Annotated in this window: 17 protein-coding genes; 4 read left to right on the top strand and 13 right to left on the bottom strand. The window is 65.1% G+C overall.

What is annotated here, in order from left to right:
- Positions 1-156: 156 nt before the first annotated feature.
- From WJ35_RS01675 to WJ35_RS01660, 5 genes are all read right to left on the bottom strand, one after another.
- Positions 157-453, bottom strand: a complete 297-nt coding sequence (locus tag WJ35_RS01675) for a hypothetical protein (RefSeq protein WP_059580769.1) — start codon at positions 451-453, stop codon at positions 157-159.
- 199 nt (positions 454-652) lie between these two features.
- The gene (locus WJ35_RS29380; RefSeq protein WP_224024516.1) at positions 653-1,402 is read right to left on the bottom strand and encodes a GNAT family N-acetyltransferase; all 750 of its coding nucleotides are present in this window, start codon (positions 1,400-1,402) and stop codon (positions 653-655) included.
- Between the two features lie 185 nt (positions 1,403-1,587).
- Positions 1,588-2,163 carry a GNAT family N-acetyltransferase gene (locus WJ35_RS01670; protein ID WP_059668759.1) on the bottom strand — a complete coding sequence of 192 codons (576 nt, stop codon included), beginning with the start codon at positions 2,161-2,163 and terminating at the stop codon, positions 1,588-1,590.
- A gap of 251 nt (positions 2,164-2,414) precedes the next feature.
- Positions 2,415-2,933, bottom strand: coding sequence for an ATP phosphoribosyltransferase regulatory subunit (locus WJ35_RS01665; RefSeq protein WP_230459664.1), 519 nt, complete (start codon positions 2,931-2,933; stop codon positions 2,415-2,417).
- A 397-nt stretch (positions 2,934-3,330) separates the two neighbouring features.
- On the bottom strand, positions 3,331-3,966 hold the full coding sequence (locus WJ35_RS01660; RefSeq protein ID WP_226097961.1) for a glutathione S-transferase C-terminal domain-containing protein: 636 nt from the start codon (positions 3,964-3,966) through the stop codon (positions 3,331-3,333).
- A gap of 42 nt (positions 3,967-4,008) precedes the next feature.
- Between WJ35_RS01660 and WJ35_RS01655 the strand changes: the two genes are divergently transcribed.
- From WJ35_RS01655 to WJ35_RS01645, 3 genes are all read left to right on the top strand, one after another.
- Entirely contained in the window at positions 4,009-4,377 is a 369-nt protein-coding gene (locus tag WJ35_RS01655) for a winged helix-turn-helix transcriptional regulator (protein WP_046428337.1), read from the top strand.
- A gap of 348 nt (positions 4,378-4,725) precedes the next feature.
- Positions 4,726-7,380: a DNA mismatch repair protein MutS gene (mutS, locus tag WJ35_RS01650; protein WP_069238650.1), complete on the top strand. Its 2,655-nt coding sequence runs from the start codon at positions 4,726-4,728 to the stop codon at positions 7,378-7,380.
- Positions 7,361-8,635, top strand: a complete 1,275-nt coding sequence (locus WJ35_RS01645) for a hypothetical protein (protein WP_060238289.1) — start codon at positions 7,361-7,363, stop codon at positions 8,633-8,635. The genes mutS and WJ35_RS01645 overlap by 20 nt, the downstream gene beginning before the upstream one ends.
- On the opposite strand, the gene WJ35_RS01640 is transcribed toward WJ35_RS01645, so the two are convergent.
- Positions 8,615-9,157 carry an FKBP-type peptidyl-prolyl cis-trans isomerase gene (locus tag WJ35_RS01640; protein ID WP_042584350.1) on the bottom strand — a complete coding sequence of 181 codons (543 nt, stop codon included), beginning with the start codon at positions 9,155-9,157 and terminating at the stop codon, positions 8,615-8,617. The two genes, WJ35_RS01645 and WJ35_RS01640, sit on opposite strands and share 21 nt — an antisense overlap.
- Before the next feature lie 32 nt (positions 9,158-9,189).
- Between WJ35_RS01640 and WJ35_RS01635 the strand changes: the two genes are divergently transcribed.
- A complete protein-coding gene (locus tag WJ35_RS01635; protein ID WP_060238286.1) occupies positions 9,190-10,413 on the top strand; it encodes a cupin domain-containing protein in 1,224 nt (407 codons plus the stop codon).
- Positions 10,414-10,736: 323 nt separating this feature from the next.
- On the opposite strand, the gene WJ35_RS31730 is transcribed toward WJ35_RS01635, so the two are convergent.
- The 7 genes from WJ35_RS31730 to WJ35_RS01605 form a co-directional block, all read right to left on the bottom strand.
- Positions 10,737-10,919, bottom strand: a complete 183-nt coding sequence (locus WJ35_RS31730) for a hypothetical protein (RefSeq protein WP_196222099.1) — start codon at positions 10,917-10,919, stop codon at positions 10,737-10,739.
- Between the two features lie 150 nt (positions 10,920-11,069).
- Positions 11,070-11,846: an MBL fold metallo-hydrolase gene (locus WJ35_RS01630; RefSeq protein WP_069238649.1), complete on the bottom strand. Its 777-nt coding sequence runs from the start codon at positions 11,844-11,846 to the stop codon at positions 11,070-11,072.
- 4 nt (positions 11,847-11,850) lie between these two features.
- Positions 11,851-12,996 (bottom strand): outer membrane protein assembly factor BamC, encoded by a 1,146-nt coding sequence (gene bamC, locus WJ35_RS01625; protein WP_060238279.1) that lies wholly within the window; start codon positions 12,994-12,996, stop codon positions 11,851-11,853.
- Between the two features lie 110 nt (positions 12,997-13,106).
- Positions 13,107-14,012: a 4-hydroxy-tetrahydrodipicolinate synthase gene (gene dapA, locus WJ35_RS01620; protein ID WP_010091984.1), complete on the bottom strand. Its 906-nt coding sequence runs from the start codon at positions 14,010-14,012 to the stop codon at positions 13,107-13,109.
- Positions 14,013-14,058: 46 nt separating this feature from the next.
- Positions 14,059-14,670, bottom strand: coding sequence for a class I SAM-dependent methyltransferase (locus WJ35_RS01615; RefSeq protein WP_060238274.1), 612 nt, complete (start codon positions 14,668-14,670; stop codon positions 14,059-14,061).
- On the bottom strand, positions 14,667-15,869 hold the full coding sequence (locus WJ35_RS01610) for a tryptophan--tRNA ligase (RefSeq protein ID WP_010091982.1): 1,203 nt from the start codon (positions 15,867-15,869) through the stop codon (positions 14,667-14,669). The genes WJ35_RS01615 and WJ35_RS01610 overlap by 4 nt, the downstream gene beginning before the upstream one ends.
- 8 nt (positions 15,870-15,877) lie before the next feature.
- On the bottom strand, positions 15,878-16,540 hold the full coding sequence (locus WJ35_RS01605) for a site-2 protease family protein (RefSeq protein ID WP_010091981.1): 663 nt from the start codon (positions 16,538-16,540) through the stop codon (positions 15,878-15,880).
- Positions 16,541-16,542: the final 2 nt, after the last annotated feature.

Here is a 16,542-nt window from a genome sequence, read left to right as displayed (position 1 = left end):
GGTTACGTCAACCGCCGCGCTCGCACTTTCGACGGTCGGCCATCGTCGGTCGATACGCACGACACTCGGTCAAGCGGCAAGCGAACGGTCATGCGGGCGTCGGTGCGGTAATCGCCGGCGATCTCACGCAGTGGAACCACCGCCGCGGTCATCCGGCTAATCGTCAAGACCGAGCAGCACGTTGCTGTAATGGGCGCGCGCGACTCGGACCACAGCTTGCCCGAAGACGAATCCGCCCACGGCGCCTCCGACAGCCGCTCCCGCGACCGGGTGCCCCGCCGTTGCGCCGAGCCCGGCCCCAAGTGCCGCGCATAGGGCGCACGCGAGCAAACCTGCCCATGTCTGCCAATGGCGCCAGCTACGGAAATACGCGCGTCGCCAGTTGACGCGCCTGTCGCGCGCCGACAGATTCGCCAGCTCGGGGATGCTCTTCAACGTCCAAAAGACTTCCATCGCTGATCTCCTGCTCGGTTGTTCACGCCGTGGAATCGTATGCGATCCGACGCGATGTCGACAGACCGGAAGCGCCCCGCACTGAATGCGCGCAACTGGCCGAATGGCGAACTTCGTGCTTGTCGGTCGGAGCCTTTGGTGGCCCCCCAAAGATGCAGCTGTACCTGCGCCGTATCTGAACGCAGTCAGTTCGACACTGTTAGCACGAGATTTTCGAATACATGCGGGAGTTTCGAAGCACGCCATCCGGCGCAATCCGTTCGTGACGGAGAATACCTTCGAAATCCATCCCGACGCGCTCGCATAGTCGCCAGCTTTTTTCGTTGAGGTCATCTGGCAAAGCCTCGACCCGATGTGCCGCCAATGACGAGAATGCAAAATCCAGTATGGTTCTGACCGCCTCAGTGATCAAGCCTTGTCCGGTAAAAGCAGTTCGCCCCCACCAACCGACCTCAAAGGTCCTCGCTGTCCAACGGGGCTTGTGAAGTCCTCCGCAGCCGATCAATGTGTCGGATTCCCGAAGCAAAAAAAGCAATGGAAAATCACGTCGGGCGATGTAATTAGAGGCCCCTGTTCTGCAGAAAAACTCTGATGCTTCTATCGACGGGTCTTCCAGCGCCCACGGCAACGACGCCGGGAATTCTCTCAACGCATCAAGCGATTCGACCGTCGCCTCGAAGACTTTTCGACCATCGCCCAGGCGAGGCGCACGGATGGTTAATCGCTCGCTATGTATCGCGTCGGGGAGGTCAATCAGGATAGGCTTCATAGGAAAATTCGTCATATCGAACGAGTAACCGCAGCCGATTTTAATGATTCGGAAATTGGCACCGAGTGACCACAACTGGCCGGATGGCGCACTTCGAGCGGCCCGAACCAGCCCACCGGCAAACTCAGGCAGCCAAAGCAACTTTTCCCGGTCACATGAACGCACACCCCGCTGCAGCACCTGCAACAGCCATTCCGATGATGCAGCAGTACCTGCGCCTTATCTGCCGACGCCTGGTACACAAAGCTACGCTGAAACTCACGCCCCGCGCTCTTTTGGACGGGCCATTAACGATTCGGAGCGGTCAGCCGGTTCGCTCGGATGCGAGCGCTCATATGGCGAAGCAGAGGATTTCGACCAGCACGTTAGCCACGACGTACGCAATCAGAACGTAACAACGAAAACTGCAGGAGATCGTGATAGGCATCACGCCAGTACCCCGCTTGGCGCTGATAGCCTTCACGGACGAAGCCCAGCGTCTCCAGCACTTGTATGGAGGCTGCGTTCTGGGGGTGAACCTGGGCTTCGATGCGGTTTATCTGCATCACGTCGAAACCGTAATCGATCGCGGCACAAAGCGCTTCGCGCATGTATCCGTTGCCACGCGCAAACGTAGCCAACTCATAGCCGACGACGCAACTTCGCCACTTTCTATTCCATCGGAAGAGGCCGCACGTACCAAGTAGAAGCCCGTCCGAAAGTCTCTCGACGGCCCAACGGACGCCAGAGCCACTGCGCCGCCAGTCGGCAAATACCTGAACCAGCTTGTCGGCCTGTGCTATATCGGTCATTGGATCGGTACCGAACCAGCGCATACCCTCAGCGTCGCCATGCACAGCGAACAGCGACGGTGCGTCGCTGGGCAAAACCTCCCGCAACGACAGCCGGGAAGTTGTTAGCGTTGGAAATGTGCCTTCCGTTTCGCTTCCATTGATGGACACCAGCGCCCCCTGTGTCGATGTTTCACATGGCTTCATTAGATTGTCGCCGATTCGGTCCCGTCGATCCAAGGTCCGATATTGGGCAGAATCCGCCCGATGCGTCCAGCCGTAGCCGCCCTATTGCGGTCCTTCAATGAGTCACGAAGCGACCGGTCGATGTGCCGTGCGAGTCCACTGCAAATTTACATTTAGCCGGCGATATGGAGCTTGCGACTGTCCCGAGCCGCAAGCCGCCTCGGCATTGGACGTCACTACACAAGCCCCTGAGCGGTCATCGCCAACAACAGTCGTTCAGCGCCGATGCCGAAACCGGCTCCCTCCCGATAGGCGCCGCCACCAACCACTTGCTGTTGTGCGCCGAGTTCGGTACAGCGCATTTCGAAGCCCCGACCGTTCAGATAGTAGCTGAGGCCTCTGCGGGCCGAATCATCGGTTTCATAGCGAAGGCCGAGTGAATCGAAAAAGCCGATCGCTACCTCCTGGCTGCGTTTGACCGCGGATTCCGGATTGGGGGATAGATACTCGAATCCTAGTTGGGAGAATTCGCGATAGCGACCGGCTTGAGGTCGTTCATAGCGGTAGCATCGAGCGATATAAAACAACATCCGCTCCCGTTGTCGGCCCAGTAGCTCGCCGCATCGTTCCTGAAACAGTGCCGTTGCCTCGGGAATCAGGCAGCAAGCACGCCCCTTCTTGTCGGGAAAGGCCCACATCTGGCCGATGATCTCGCTGCCCCCGGCTTTTTGAATGAATGTATCTTGCGACCACAACGCCGGAACAATCGCCTCCTCTGCTCCGACGTTAATGAAGATAGCTCCGGAATTGGCTTTCCAGCGCGCGGATTTGCGCGGCTTCCTTGCCGACGATGAAGCGTGTTCCGCGAATCATTGTCATGAGAGTCCTCCTCGGGGTAAAAAATAAAAAAGGCGCCGTAGGCGCCTTGGTCGTTTGTACAGGAAGGGGAACTGCAATCCCGGATGTCCTGCTATGGACGTAACGAACCACGGCGCATCGGGGGACGACCGTGATGATGACAAGATTGGTTCGGGACGTTACGGAGTTCCATGCGGGTCATATTGGCACATTAATTCTGATTTGTGAATCGATCCACGTGCGTCGGAGCCCTCGATAGCTGTCTTGAGGCTCACTTCTTGGCTCTTCGCGGCTTTAGGCCAGCCCTTCCTCGGTCAGCGCCTGCTGAATCGACGGCCGCTCCTGCATGCGCTCAAAATAGGCATCGAATTGCTTCGGCACGTCGATGTCGTACGTTCTCGCCCATCTCAACATGACGAACAGATAAGGGTCGGCGATAGATATCTGCCCGCCAGTGACAAACGGCTTGTCACCAAGCCGTGCAGCAAGCTCCGCAAAACGTTTGGTCAAGAGTTGCTTCGCCGCGGTTTGCTCGGCCTCAGGGGCACGCTTCCACAGCGGCTTGAAGCCACCGTGGAGTTCAGTTGCCATGAACGACACTGCTTCGATTGAACGCCAGCGATCGAGCCCGCTTTTCGGAAGTAAGCGTCCGGTGTTCTCGGCGATATAGACGAGATTGGCCAACGCTTCGCCCAGCACGTTACCATCGTCCAACTCGAGCGTCGGGATGAATCCGTACGGATTGAGGGTGAGCAAATCGCGGCCATCTGCAGTACGTTTGTCGCGGTTGATGCTAACGAGTTCGAAGGACATGCCTGCTTCAATCAAGGCAATATGAACAGCGAGACTGCAGGCACCCGGATGATAGAAAAGCTTCATGATATTGTCGGAACACTTGGAGGACGGAATGGAAACCAAAGTATCTGGCATGTGACCATCCGCCGAAAACGCATATTTTCAGGACCAAGTCATATGGATATGACCGCGCCGCCCGACAACCCACGTAACTGCAGCGGTGTCAGCGAAATCTTCAATCAGATCGGTGAAAAGTGGACGATGCAGGTCGTGGTCGCGCTTTGCGACCAGCCACGACGTTTCAATGAAATCAAGCGGATCGTGTCGGGCATCTCGCAGCAGATGTTGACGCGCACCTTAAAGACGCTGGAGCGAGACGGAATGGTCGAGCGCTCGGTCCGCGTCTCGCGGCCTCCGCAGGTTGACTATGCGTTGACCGAGCTCGGACGATCCCTCGCGGATTCCGTCCATCAACTCGCAGAATGGGCAAGCGCTCATCGTGCGGCGATTCATGACAATCGGTTGCGCTACGACGAGCAACAGTGAGGTTGGCGATCACCGTGGCGGCCCGCGCCCATCAGCTTCGCCTTCAACCTCGACTGCCTGGAAGTCGTACACGCACCGCGTCGATTTCATACAACCTCGTGCTTTGACGACATCATGGTGGGATGTCTCGGGGACGCGACGCCGTTGCCAGGATTCCAAGAACGTTGTCGAGCTCGCCATCGGCGATGAGCGATCGTCAATAGTTTTGCTCTCTCCGTCGAGTGTCTCTTCCTGGCACGCAGCGGTCTCTCGCCACCGCCGACAAAACTGGCCGGATGGCGAACTTCGAGCGGCTGGGTCCTGCCCACTGGTAAACTCGGGCGGCCAAAGCAACTTTTCCCCGGTCACATGAGCACGCAACCCGCAGCAGCACCCGCAACCGTCACGCCGATGATGCAGCAATACCTGCGCATCAAGGCCGACCACCCCGACACGCTCGTCTTCTACCGGATGGGCGACTTCTACGAGCTGTTCTTCGAGGATGCGGAAAAAGCCGCGCGCCTGCTCGACCTGACCCTGACGCAGCGCGGCGCATCGGGCGGCAATCCGATCCGGATGGCCGGCGTGCCGCACCACGCGGTCGAGCAGTACCTCGCGAAGCTCGTCAAGATGGGCGAATCGGTCGCGATCTGCGAACAGATCGGCGATCCGGCCACGTCGAAGGGCCCCGTCGAACGCAAGGTCGTGCGCGTCGTCACGCCGGGCACGCTGACCGACGCCGCGCTGCTGTCCGACAAGACCGACGTCTACCTGCTCGCGATGTGCACGGGCCACAACAAGCGCGGCGTCGCGGTCAACATCGGCCTCGCGTGGCTCAACCTCGCGAGCGGCGCGCTGCGCCTCGCGGAGATCGAGCCCGACCAGCTCGGCGCCGCGCTGGAACGCATCCGTCCGGCCGAGATTCTCGCGGCCGACGCATCGGCTGACGCGATGCCCGCCGGCGCGGGTGCGCTCAAGCGCGTGCCGGCCTGGCATTTCGACATCGCGGCGGGCACGCAGCGCCTGTGCGACCAGCTCGACGTCGCGAGCCTCGACGGCTTCGGCGCGCACTCGCTGACGAGCGCCTGCGGCGCCGCGGGCGCGCTGCTCCTGTATGCGGCGGCCACGCAAGGCCAGCAGCTGCGGCACGTGCGCAGCCTGAAGGTCGAGAACGAAACCGAATACATCGGGCTCGATCCGTCCACGCGCCGCAACCTCGAGCTGACCGAAACGCTGCGCGGCACCGAATCGCCGACGCTGTATTCGCTGCTCGATACCTGCTGCACGACGATGGGCAGCCGCCTGCTGCGCCACTGGCTGCACCATCCGCCGCGCGCGTGCGTCGCCGCGCAGTCGCGCCAGCAGGCGATCGGCGCGCTGCTCGACGCGCCCGCGAACGCGAGCCTCGATGCGCTGCGCAGCGCGCTGCGCCAGATCGCCGACGTCGAACGGATCACCGGCCGCCTCGCGCTGCTCTCCGCGCGGCCGCGCGACCTGTCGAGCCTGCGCGACACGTTCGCCGCGCTGCCGGCGCTGCGCGAGCGCATCAGCCCGGTCGCCGGCAACGCGGACGCGCTCGCGCGCCTCGATGCCGCGCTGGCGCCGCCCGCCGAATGCCTGGACCTGCTGACGAACGCGATCGCCCCCGAGCCGGCGGCAATGGTGCGCGACGGCGGCGTGATCGCGCGCGGCTACGATGCGGAGCTCGACGAGCTGCGCGACATCTCGGAAAACTGCGGCCAGTTCCTGATCGACCTCGAAGCACGCGAACGCGCCCGCACCGGCATCGCGAATCTGCGGGTCGAGTACAACAAGGTGCACGGCTTCTACATCGAAGTCACGCGCGGGCAGACCGACAAGGTGCCGGACGACTACCGTCGCCGCCAGACGCTGAAGAACGCCGAGCGCTACATCACGCCCGAGCTGAAGACCTTCGAGGACAAGGCGCTGTCCGCGCAGGAACGGGCGCTCGCGCGCGAACGCGCGCTGTACGACGCGGTGCTGCAGGCGCTGCTGCGGTTCATCCCCGAATGCCAGCGCGTCGCGTCCGCACTCGCGGAACTCGACCTGCTCGCCGCGTTCGCCGAGCGCGCCCGCGCGCTCGACTGGGTCGCCCCCACGTTCACCGACGAGATCGGCATCGACATCGAGCAAGGCCGGCATCCGGTCGTCGAGGCGCAGGTCGAGCAGTTCATCGCGAACGACTGCAAGCTCGGCACGGAACGCAAGCTGCTGCTGATCACCGGCCCGAACATGGGCGGCAAGTCGACGTTCATGCGGCAGACCGCGCTGATCGCACTGATGGCCTATGTCGGCAGCTACGTGCCGGCGAAGTCCGCGTGCTTCGGCCCGATCGACCGGATCTTCACGCGCATCGGCGCGGCGGACGATCTCGCCGGCGGCCGCTCGACGTTCATGGTCGAGATGACCGAGGCGGCGGCGATCCTCAACGACGCGACGCCGCAAAGCCTCGTGCTGATGGATGAAATCGGCCGCGGCACGTCGACGTTCGATGGCCTCGCGCTCGCGTGGGCGATCGCGCGGCACCTGCTCGCGCACAACGGCTGCTACACGCTGTTCGCGACGCACTACTTCGAACTGACGCAGCTGCCGGCCGAATTCCCGCATGCGGCCAACGTCCACCTGTCGGCGGTCGAACACGGTCACGGCATCGTGTTCCTGCACGCGGTCAACGAAGGTCCCGCCAACCAGAGCTACGGGCTGCAGGTCGCGCAGCTTGCAGGCGTTCCGGCGCCGGTGATCCGTGCGGCGCGCAAGCATCTCGCTTACCTCGAGCAGCAGTCGGCCGCGCAGCACACGCCGCAGCTCGACCTGTTCAGCATGCAGCCGGCTGCCGACGATCTCGAATGCGCGGACGCGCCGGCAACGCCGAGCGCGCCCCACCCTGCGCTCGAAAAACTGCGTGACATCGACCCCGACGACCTGAAACCGCGCGAAGCGCTCGACCTGCTGTACGAGCTGCGCGCGCTCGCCCAGTCGCACGATGCCGACGGGCACGCGTAAGCGCGCGGTGGCCGGCCGGCTCACGCACGCAGCCGCCGCGCTCGCCGCGGCGGCGCTCGCACTTTCCGGCGCGCTCGCCCAGGCTGCGCCCGCGAAGCGCGCCGGCGCGCCCTATTCGTTCGCGGTCGTCTCCGGCGTGATCGCGTCGCCTGCGGACGAGGTCGCCGCACAGCGGATGCTCGAGGCGATGGCGCGCGAGCGCAACCTCGCGTTCGTCGTGTACGCGGGGGATCTCAAGGGAGCCAAGGAAGCGTGCCGTGACGCGCTGTACACGCAGCGCGGCGCAATTCTCGACGCGTCGCGCGTGCCGCTCGTATTCGTGCCCGGCCATGACGACTGGGTCACCTGCAACACGGCGGCGGGAGGCGGCTACGATCCGGTCGAACGACTCGACTTCCTGCGGCAGACGTTGCTCGCCGGTGCGGCGCTGCCCGATCCGGGCACGCTGCAGATCACGCGCGAGAGCGAAGTCGCGCGTTTCCGGCCGTATCGCGAGAACGCGCGATGGGTGCGCGACGACATCGTGTTCGTCGCGCTCAACGCCCCCGCGCCGAACAATCACTTCCTGACGGCCGGCGGCCGCAACGGCGAGTTCGAGGATCGCATCGTCGCGAACGGCTTCTGGATCGACCATGCGGCCGAATACGCGAAGCGGCGCGACGCGCGCGCGCTGGTCGTGATCTTCGAAGGCGACCCGAAGTTCGACCGCTACGAGCGCGCCGAACGCTTCGCGTGGCTGCGCTTCAACCGCCCGCGCGTGCGCGACGGTTTCCGCGAACTGAAGCGTTCCCTGGTCAAGGCGGCCGCCACGTTCCGCGGCCCGATACTCGTGATGCACGCGAGCGGCGAACCGCTGGCGAACGGCTTTGCCATCGACCGTCCGCTGCGTACCGACAATGGGGAACTCGTAGGCAATCTGACACGCGTCGCGATCGGACCGCGCCAGCCTGCAATTCAATGGGTGAAGGTCGGCGTGTCGCCGGCGCGGCAGACGCTGTTCAACATCAGCCTGCAGGACGTGCCGAAAAACCTGCCGGTGCCGCCGGCCTTGCCGGCCGCACCGCACGACGATGTCCCGCTCCCGCAGATGCCGGAGATCCCGGCCCTGCCGGCGCTGCCGGACGCCTCGTCGGTCGCGCCGCCGCTGCCGGGCGACAGCAGGGCGCCGAATGACGCATCAGGCCCCGCGCCGGCGCCCTACTTCACGGCTCCGACGCAAGGCGCGCCCGCCAGCTCAGTGCAGCGTGCGCCCTGACGGCTCGCCGTCCTCGTCGTCCTCATCCTCGTCGACGATTTCGAGCCCTTCCGCGCCATGCGCGTGCTCATGCTCGATTTCGTCCTCGGTGGCTTCGCGGACGTCCTTCACGGTCAGCGAGAAACGCAGCGCCATGCCGGCGAGCGGATGGTTGCCGTCGAGCACGACCTTGTCTTCCGCGATGTCGGTGACCGTGTAGATCAGCGAGTCGATCTCTTCGTCGCCGTCCTCAGGCGTGCCCTCGAACTGCATGCCAACTTCGATCGGCTCGGGAAAACGGTCGCGCGGCTCGATCTTCACGAGTTCGGGGTCGTAGTCGCCGAACGCGTCCTGCGGCTCCAGCTGGATCTGCGCCTGGTAACCCGGCTCCTGGCCGTCGAGCTGTTCCTCGATCTTGGGGAACGTGCCATCATAGCCGCCGTGCAGATAGACCATCGGCTCGTCGCTTTCCTCGATCAGATTGCCTTGCGCATCCGACAGCTTGTAAGCGACCGACACGACGGTGTTTTTTGCGATTTTCATCCAATTCTCCCAAATACAACTCTCATTATACGATGCGCAAACGGTCTCAAGCCGAACCGCTGGACGGCACAGCCGCCTCGGTCGGCGCGCCGCCACCCGATCTTCCCACGCCGCTGCTCGGCGGCCTCACCCCGGCGCAATTCATGCGCCGCTACTGGCAGAAGAAACCGCTGCTGATCCGCCAGGCGATCCCCGGCGTGACGCCCCCCGTCTCGCGCGACACGCTGTTCGAGCTGGCGGGCGACTACGACGCCGAATCGCGCCTGATCACGCACTTTCGTAACAAGTGGCAACTGGCGCACGGCCCGTTCGACGACGACGCGCTGCCGCCCGTCACGCGCAAGGCCTGGACCCTGCTGGTGCAGGGGCTCGATCTTCACGTCGACGCCGCGCGCGCGCTGCTCGACCGCTTCCGCTTCATCCCGGACGCGCGCCTCGACGACCTGATGATCTCGTATGCGACCGACGGCGGCGGCGTCGGCCCCCATTTCGATTCGTACGACGTATTCCTGCTGCAGGTCGAGGGCAAGCGCCGCTGGCGCATCGGCGCGCAGCGGGACCTGTCGCTGCAGCCGGGCGTGCCGCTCAAGATCCTCGAGCATTTCGAACCGAGCGACGAATGGGTGCTCGAGCCCGGCGACATGCTCTACCTGCCGCCGCACATCGCGCACGACGGCGTCGCCGAAGGCGAATGCATGACCTGCTCGATCGGCTTCCGGGCCCCGTCCGCCGGCGAACTGGGCGCCCAGTTCCTGTATTACCTCGCGGAGCGCGGCGGCCTGCGCAGCGGCGCCCGCAGCGACGACCTCTACCGCGATCCGAAGCAGCCGGCCGTGGAGACGCCGGCGCACCTGCCGCCGGCGATGGTCGAACGGGTCGCGGCGATCGTCAACGGCATCAAGTGGCGCGAGCAGGACGTCGCCGAATTCCTCGGCTGCTACCTGAGCGAACCCAAATCGAACGTCGTGTTCGACCCGCCCGCACGCCCGCTTTCCGAGGCGGCGTTCGCCGCGCAGGCCGCGCGGCGCGGCGTATGTCTCGACAGACGCGCCGCATTGATGTATAACGCGCGCTCGTACTTCATCAACGGCGAGGAAGGACCACTCGATCAGGCCGCCAAATGGCTGCCCGAGCTGGCCAATCAGCGTCGGATGGAGGCGAAACGGTTTGTAACACTATCCCGGGATCCCTCCATGACAGCGTTGCTGCACGAATGGTATTGTGCGGGCTGGATACGGGTCGGAAGCCGGGATTAGTGTGAGTTGACCCGTATGCCCATGCGAATCAAATTTTGTATGGGAAAGACAACGTATTGACCCCGCATTTGTCGACGGTCGATAGGAAAGTGCATATAATTTCCGCCCAAGCCGTAGGGAAGATTCACGCTCTAGAAGTGCGTCTCCACCAGCGGCCCAGGTCGGTGTTGGAGCACATTACCGGTATTGTTTCGCGCTGTTGCTTACCCTTTAACCATAAAAGGACGTGATCATGAAGAAATCCCTCCTCGTAGCTTCCCTGCTGGCTGCTGTTGCACTGGCTGCTTGCAACAAGAGCGCAGACCAAGCTGCTGCGCCGGCTGCTAGCGACGCTGCTGCTGCCGCTTCGTCGGCTGCTTCGGCAGTTGCCGGTGCTGCGAGCGACGCAACGGCTGCTGCTTCGTCGGCAACGGCTGCTGCGAGCGACGCTGCTGCTGCTGTGGCCTCGGCTGCTTCGGCAGCGACGGCTGCTCCGGCTTCGGGCGCAAGCCAGTAAGCCTCAGCATCAGCTGAAGAAAAAACCGGCCCTCGGGCCGGTTTTTTTATGCCTGCGGTTTGCGCGCATCGCGCACCGCATCGAAGGCCATTCGGCCCGGGCGCTGACGCGCGCCGCTTCTGCTCTCCCGCTCCGCCGCCTTGCGCTATCCCCCACTCGCTCAGTCGAGCGCCAGCCAGTCGAAACCCGCGTCCTGCGTCGCCACGACCACCTCGTCGCCATCGGTGCCCAGCACGCCCGCAAACCCCTGGCGGGCCAGTTCCGGCCTGTTGTTCTGCTGGCTCAGGTGGGCCGCCACGAGATGCTGCAGGCGGCTGCGTTCGAGCGACGCAAGGATGTCCGCCGCCGCGTCGTTGCTCAGGTGCCCGTGACTGCCGCCGATCCGCGCCTTCAGCGACTGCGGATAGCGGCTCGCAGCCAGCATCGCGGTATCGTGGTTCGATTCCAGCACCAGCGCGTCGCAGCCGCTCAGGACGGCCGTGATGTGCGGCGTGGCCCCGCCCACGTCGGTCAGCACGCCGAGGCGGTGGCAGCCGTCCATGAATACGAACTGGAGCGGCTCCCGCGCGTCGTGCGGGACCGTGTACGGCAAGACCGCCAGATCGCGTATCCGGGCCGTCTCGTCGCCCCACAGGACGTGGAGCTCGACGTCCGCTTCGTCCGCGCCGACCGCGCGCGCGGTGCCCCAGCTCATGTAAAGCGGCAGCGACGCGCGCCGGGCGAGCGTCAATGCGCTGCCGACATGGTCGCTATGTTCGTGGGTGATGAGGATCGCATCGAGATCGTCGATGCCGAGATGCAGACGGCCGAGCCGGCGCTCGACCTCCTTCGCGGAAAAGCCGCAGTCGAGCAGCACGCGGGTGGTCGTCGCGCCGCTCGTGGCTTCGACCACCAGTGCGTTGCCTTCGCTGCCGCTTCCGAGGCTGGCGAACCGCACGCGCTTAGTTCAATTGCGCATGAAGCAGCGAGATGATCCGCTGGGCGTCCGACGAGTTGTCGATCTGGCCGCTCGCGTCGACCACCGCGACCTGCGTGCCGCCATTGCCCTGCGCACGCACGTTGACGACGAATTCCTTGCCCGGCTTCGCCGCCGACGGACCGCCGTAGAACAGCTTGCCGAACAGGCCGTCGCGCTTCAGCTCTTCCATCGAGTTCGCGTAGCGCACGTAGTACATGCCCTTCTCGCGGTCGCGGTTGTCGACCGTGAAATTGGTGCGATCGAGCGCGAGGCCGACGCGCAGCCATGCGCGATCGAACGATTCGGCAAGCTGCAGCGTCGCCGTGCCGGCGCTCGCGGCGCTGACCTGCGCGGGCGCCGTCGCCGGCCGCGCGTCGGTCAGCAGTTGCTTCGCCTGCGTTTCGGACAGGCCGAACTTCTGCATCAGCTTCGCGAGGAACACCGCCTCCAGCACCGGATTGCGCGGACGCTCCTCCCAGCGCGACGACGTGCCGCCCTGCGGGCCGACCATCATTTCCTCCATCGCGCTGTGCGTGATCGAGATGTCGGTGTTGCCGTCCGCCGTGCGGTTCACGAGCGTGCGGAAGCGGTCGCGCGTGCCGGACGAATACACGAAATCGACGACCCTGCCGATCGTGCGGCGGAACCAGTCGTCCGGAATGTTCGCGCGGTTCTCCGCCCAGTCGGTGGCCATGATCCCCGTCGACGGCGCGTCGGTCTTCAGCGAGAAGCCGTTGTCCTGCCAGAAATCCTTCAGGAGCGGCCAGAGCTGCTCCGGCGTGCGGCCGTCGACGACGAGCCAGCGGCGGTCGCCGTCGCGCTCGACGTGCATGCCGAGCGGATCCTGCGCGGTCGGCACGCCGTCCGTCGCGGTGCCGGCTGCCGTCGTCGCGCGCGGCGGCAGCGTGCCGAGGCCGGCGTTGGCCGGCGGCGCGACGAACTGCTGGCTCGTCGGCACCGGCTTCAGGTCGCTCGGCACCGCGAGCGGCGGCGCCGAACCGGTGTTCTTGTAGTTGACCTTGTCGGGGGCCAGATAATCGTTCAGCGTATCGCAGCCGGCGAGCGCGCCCAGCGCAAGCGCCACCACCGAAACCTGGATGGCGCGAGAGGAAAAGGCGAAACGTTTCATGAAATCCTTCGTCTTGCTAGAACGCTCGTCAGGAGCGGCGCCGGACGGAGCCGGCCGGTGCGGGTTGATCGGGGAATGAACCGGCGGACGGTGCCCCGTCCGCCGCGACATCAGGCCAGGACGCCGGCTTCGACGAGCGCCGAGCGCACCGCGTCGTGGCAACGTTCGTCGAGCGGCGTGAGCGGCAGGCGGATGCCGCCCTGCATCTTGCCCATCGCCTGCAGCGCCCACTTCACCGGAATCGGGTTCGCCTCGATGAACAGGTTCTTGTGCAGCGACAGCAGCCGCATGTGCAGCTCGCGCGCCGTCTTCACGTCGCCGGCCAGCGCCGCGCGGCACAGCGCGCTCATCGCGCGCGGCGCGACGTTCGCCGTCACCGAGATGTTGCCGTGGCCGCCCAGCAGCATCAGCGCGATCGCGGTCGGATCGTCACCGCTGTAGATCGCGAAATGCGCCGGCGCAGCCTTGATCAGCTGCGCGGCACGGTCGATGTTGCCGGTCGCTTCCTTTACGCCCACGATGCCCGGCACCTGCGCGAGACGCAGCATCGTCTCGTTCGACATGTCCGCGACCGTGCGGCCCGGCACGTTGTACAGGATCACCGGCAGGTCGATCGCCTCGGCGATCGACTTGAAATGCCGATACATCCCTTCCTGCGTCGGCTTGTTGTAGTACGGCACGACCTGCAGCGTCGCGTCCGCGCCGACCGCCTTCGCATGCTTCGTCAATTCGATCGCCTCGGCGGTCGAATTGCCGCCCGCGCCGGCGATGATCGGAATGCGCTTCGCCGCGTGCTCGACCGCGGTGCGAATCATCAGGATGTGTTCTTCGACGTTGAGCGTCGCCGACTCGCCACTCGTCCCGACCACGACCAGCGCGTCGGTGCCTTCTTCGATGTGCCAGTCGATCAGCTTGCGAAACGCCGGCAGATCGAGACTGCCGTCTTCGAGCATCGGGGTGACGATCGCGGGGATGCTGCCGCGGATTTGAATGCCGTCTTGGGTGCCGTTAGCCATGAAACGCGATTGAATATGAATCGGTAAACGTTGAGATTGTAGCGGATTAGCCGGGCAGTTCGTAACGCGGAATACCCGCCTCCGACCCCGTGGCCCCGCCCTCGCGCACCGCGCAGATGCGCTGGACGAACGCCGCGCGCGGCGCAGCGACGAAGCCGTCTTCGTACCCCACCACCCGCAGGCGGCCGCGCACTGCCTCGAGCAGTTCGCCCGGCGCAAGCAGGAACGCGGGGTTCGACGGTTTGCCGACCGTTTCGTTTCCTCGCGCGAAGGTTTCGTAGACGAGCACGCCGCCCGGCGCGAGCGCATCGAGCAGATGGGGCCAGAGCGGGCGGTGCAAGTAATTCGTGACGACCACGGCCGCGAACCGCTCACCGGCCGGCAGCGGCCACGGTGCGCCTTCCAGGTCGGCGTCGCGGGCGTCCACGCCGGGAATCGCGCACAATGCGGCGAGCGCGGCCGGATCGCGTTCGAGCGCGACGACCGGATGCCCGCGCGCCGCAAACCAGCGCGCATGCCGCCCGCTGCCCGCGGCGACGTCCAGCACCGCACCGCCGGCCGCGATCAGCGGCGTCCAGCCGGCGACCCAGCGCGACGGCTCGGTCGACACGCCGTGCCCGCCGCCGACGGACACGGCCGGCTCATGCCTGTCGCTCACGTGTACGACAGGCCCATCGCGTCGCGCACGTCGCGCATCGTCTCCGTCGCGTACTTGCGCGCCTTGTCGCAGCCGTCGGCGACGATCGCGCGCAGCAGCGACGGGTCGTCCATGTACTTCTGCGCGCGCTCGAGCATCGGCTGCTGTTCGCGCAGGATGCCTTCGACCACCGGCTGCTTGCAGTCGAGGCAGCCGATGCCCGCCGAACGGCAGCCCTTCTGCACCCACTCGTGGGTCGCCTCGTCCGTATAGACCTGGTGCAGCTGCCACACCGGGCACTTGTCCGGATCGCCCGGATCGGTGCGGCGCACGCGCGCCGGATCGGTCGGCATCGTGCGGACCTTCTTCGTGATCGTCTCCGCGTCCTCGCGCAGGCCGATCGTGTTGCCGTACGACTTCGACATCTTCTGGCCGTCGAGGCCCGGCATGCGGGACGCCTCGGTCAGCAGCGCCTGCGGCTCGACGAGGATGATCTTGCGCGCGCCTTCGAGATAGCCGAACAGGCGCTCGCGGTCGCTCATCGACAGGCTCTGCGACTCCTGCAGCATCGCGCGCGCCTGCTCGAGCGCCTCGTCGTCGCCCTCCTGCTGATACGCGTTGCGCAGCTCGTGATACAGCTTCGCGCGCTTGCCGCCCAGCTTCTTCGCGGCCTCGAGCGCCTTCTCCTCGAAGCCCGGCTCGCGGCCGTACAGGTAGTTGAAGCGGCGCGCGATCTCGCGCGTCATCTCGACGTGCGGCACCTGGTCCTCGCCGACCGGCACGAGCGAGCCGCGGTACAGCAGGATGTCCGCCGCCATCAGCACCGGATAGCCGAGGAAGCCGTAGGTCGACAGGTCCTTGTCCCTCAGCTTCTCGATCTGCTCCTTGTAGGTCGGCACGCGCTCGAGCCAGCCGAGCGGCGTGCTCATGCCGAGCAGCAGCGCGAGCTCCGCATGCTCGGGCACCTTGCTCTGGATGAACAGCGTCGCCTGCGCCGGGTCGATGCCGGATGCGAGCCAGTCGATCAGCACGTCCCACACGTTCTTCTCGATCACCTCGGGCGTCTCGTAGTGCGTCGTCAGCGCATGCCAGTCGACGACGCAGAAGAAGCACGGGTACTCGGACTGCAGCTTCACCCAGTTTTTCAGCACGCCGTGATAGTGACCGAGGTGCAGCGACCCGGTGGGCCGCATGCCGGAGAAAATACGATCTGGGAACATGATTGTCGTTAGAAAAGCGAGGCGAAAGGAGACAGGATGGCGCTCAGGATGCCGGCACCGATATTCACGAGCGGACGCAGCCAGAAATTCGTCAGCACGCCCGTCGTGACCAGCACGAGGACGATGATGAAGCCGTACGGCTCGATGCGCGACAGCGCGATCGACTGCTTCGGCGGCAGCAGCGCGGCCAGGATGCGGCCGCCGTCGAGCGGCGGCAGCGGAAACAGGTTCAGCACGCCGAGCACGAGGTTCACGCTGACGCCGGCGTAGGCCATGCGCGTGAAGAACGGCTCGTCGACGCCGGCGGCGGGGAGCACGATGGTCAGCACGCCCCACAGCAGCGCCTGCACGAAGTTGCAGCCGGGCCCCGCGAGCGACACCCACAGGCTGCCCCAGCGCGGATCGCGCAGGTTGCGGAACGCCACCGGCACCGGCTTCGCATAGCCGAACAGGAACGCGCCGCCGGTCAGGAAATACATCACGAGCGGAATCGCGATCGTGCCGATCGGGTCGATGTGGCGCATCGGATTGAACGACACGCGCCCCATCATGTAGGCGGTGTTGTCGCCCAGAAGGCGTGCGGCATAGCCGTGCGCGGCCTCGTGCAGCGTGATCGCGAAGATCACGGGCAGCGCGTAGACGGCGATGGTCTGTATCAGGTTAGCGTCCATAT

Origin of the sequence: Burkholderia ubonensis (genome assembly GCF_001718695.1) — a bacterium.
Classification (GTDB): Bacteria; Pseudomonadota; Gammaproteobacteria; order Burkholderiales; family Burkholderiaceae; genus Burkholderia; species Burkholderia ubonensis_B.
The sequence above is the reverse complement of the archived record's forward strand: the minus strand, read 5'-3'. Positions and strand labels throughout refer to the sequence as shown.

What these genes read in the sequence shown, in the direction of transcription:
- WJ35_RS01675 (WP_059580769.1), bottom strand. Translation starts at nt 453, where the DNA reads ATGGAAGTCTTTTGGACGTTGAAGAGCATCCCCGAGCTGGCGAATCTG.
- WJ35_RS01660 (WP_226097961.1), bottom strand. Translation starts at nt 3,966, where the DNA reads ATGCCAGATACTTTGGTTTCCATTCCGTCCTCCAAGTGTTCCGACAAT.
- WJ35_RS01655 (WP_046428337.1), top strand. Translation starts at nt 4,009, where the DNA reads ATGGATATGACCGCGCCGCCCGACAACCCACGTAACTGCAGCGGTGTC.
- mutS (WP_069238650.1), top strand. Translation starts at nt 4,726, where the DNA reads ATGAGCACGCAACCCGCAGCAGCACCCGCAACCGTCACGCCGATGATG.
- WJ35_RS01645 (WP_060238289.1), top strand. Translation starts at nt 7,361, where the DNA reads ATGCCGACGGGCACGCGTAAGCGCGCGGTGGCCGGCCGGCTCACGCAC.
- WJ35_RS01640 (WP_042584350.1), bottom strand. Translation starts at nt 9,157, where the DNA reads ATGAAAATCGCAAAAAACACCGTCGTGTCGGTCGCTTACAAGCTGTCG.
- WJ35_RS01635 (WP_060238286.1), top strand. Translation starts at nt 9,190, where the DNA reads ATGCGCAAACGGTCTCAAGCCGAACCGCTGGACGGCACAGCCGCCTCG.
- WJ35_RS31730 (WP_196222099.1), bottom strand. Translation starts at nt 10,919, where the DNA reads ATGCTGAGGCTTACTGGCTTGCGCCCGAAGCCGGAGCAGCCGTCGCTG.
- bamC (WP_060238279.1), bottom strand. Translation starts at nt 12,996, where the DNA reads ATGAAACGTTTCGCCTTTTCCTCTCGCGCCATCCAGGTTTCGGTGGTG.
- dapA (WP_010091984.1), bottom strand. Translation starts at nt 14,012, where the DNA reads ATGGCTAACGGCACCCAAGACGGCATTCAAATCCGCGGCAGCATCCCC.
- WJ35_RS01610 (WP_010091982.1), bottom strand. Translation starts at nt 15,869, where the DNA reads ATGTTCCCAGATCGTATTTTCTCCGGCATGCGGCCCACCGGGTCGCTG.
- WJ35_RS01605 (WP_010091981.1), bottom strand. Translation starts at nt 16,540, where the DNA reads ATGGACGCTAACCTGATACAGACCATCGCCGTCTACGCGCTGCCCGTG.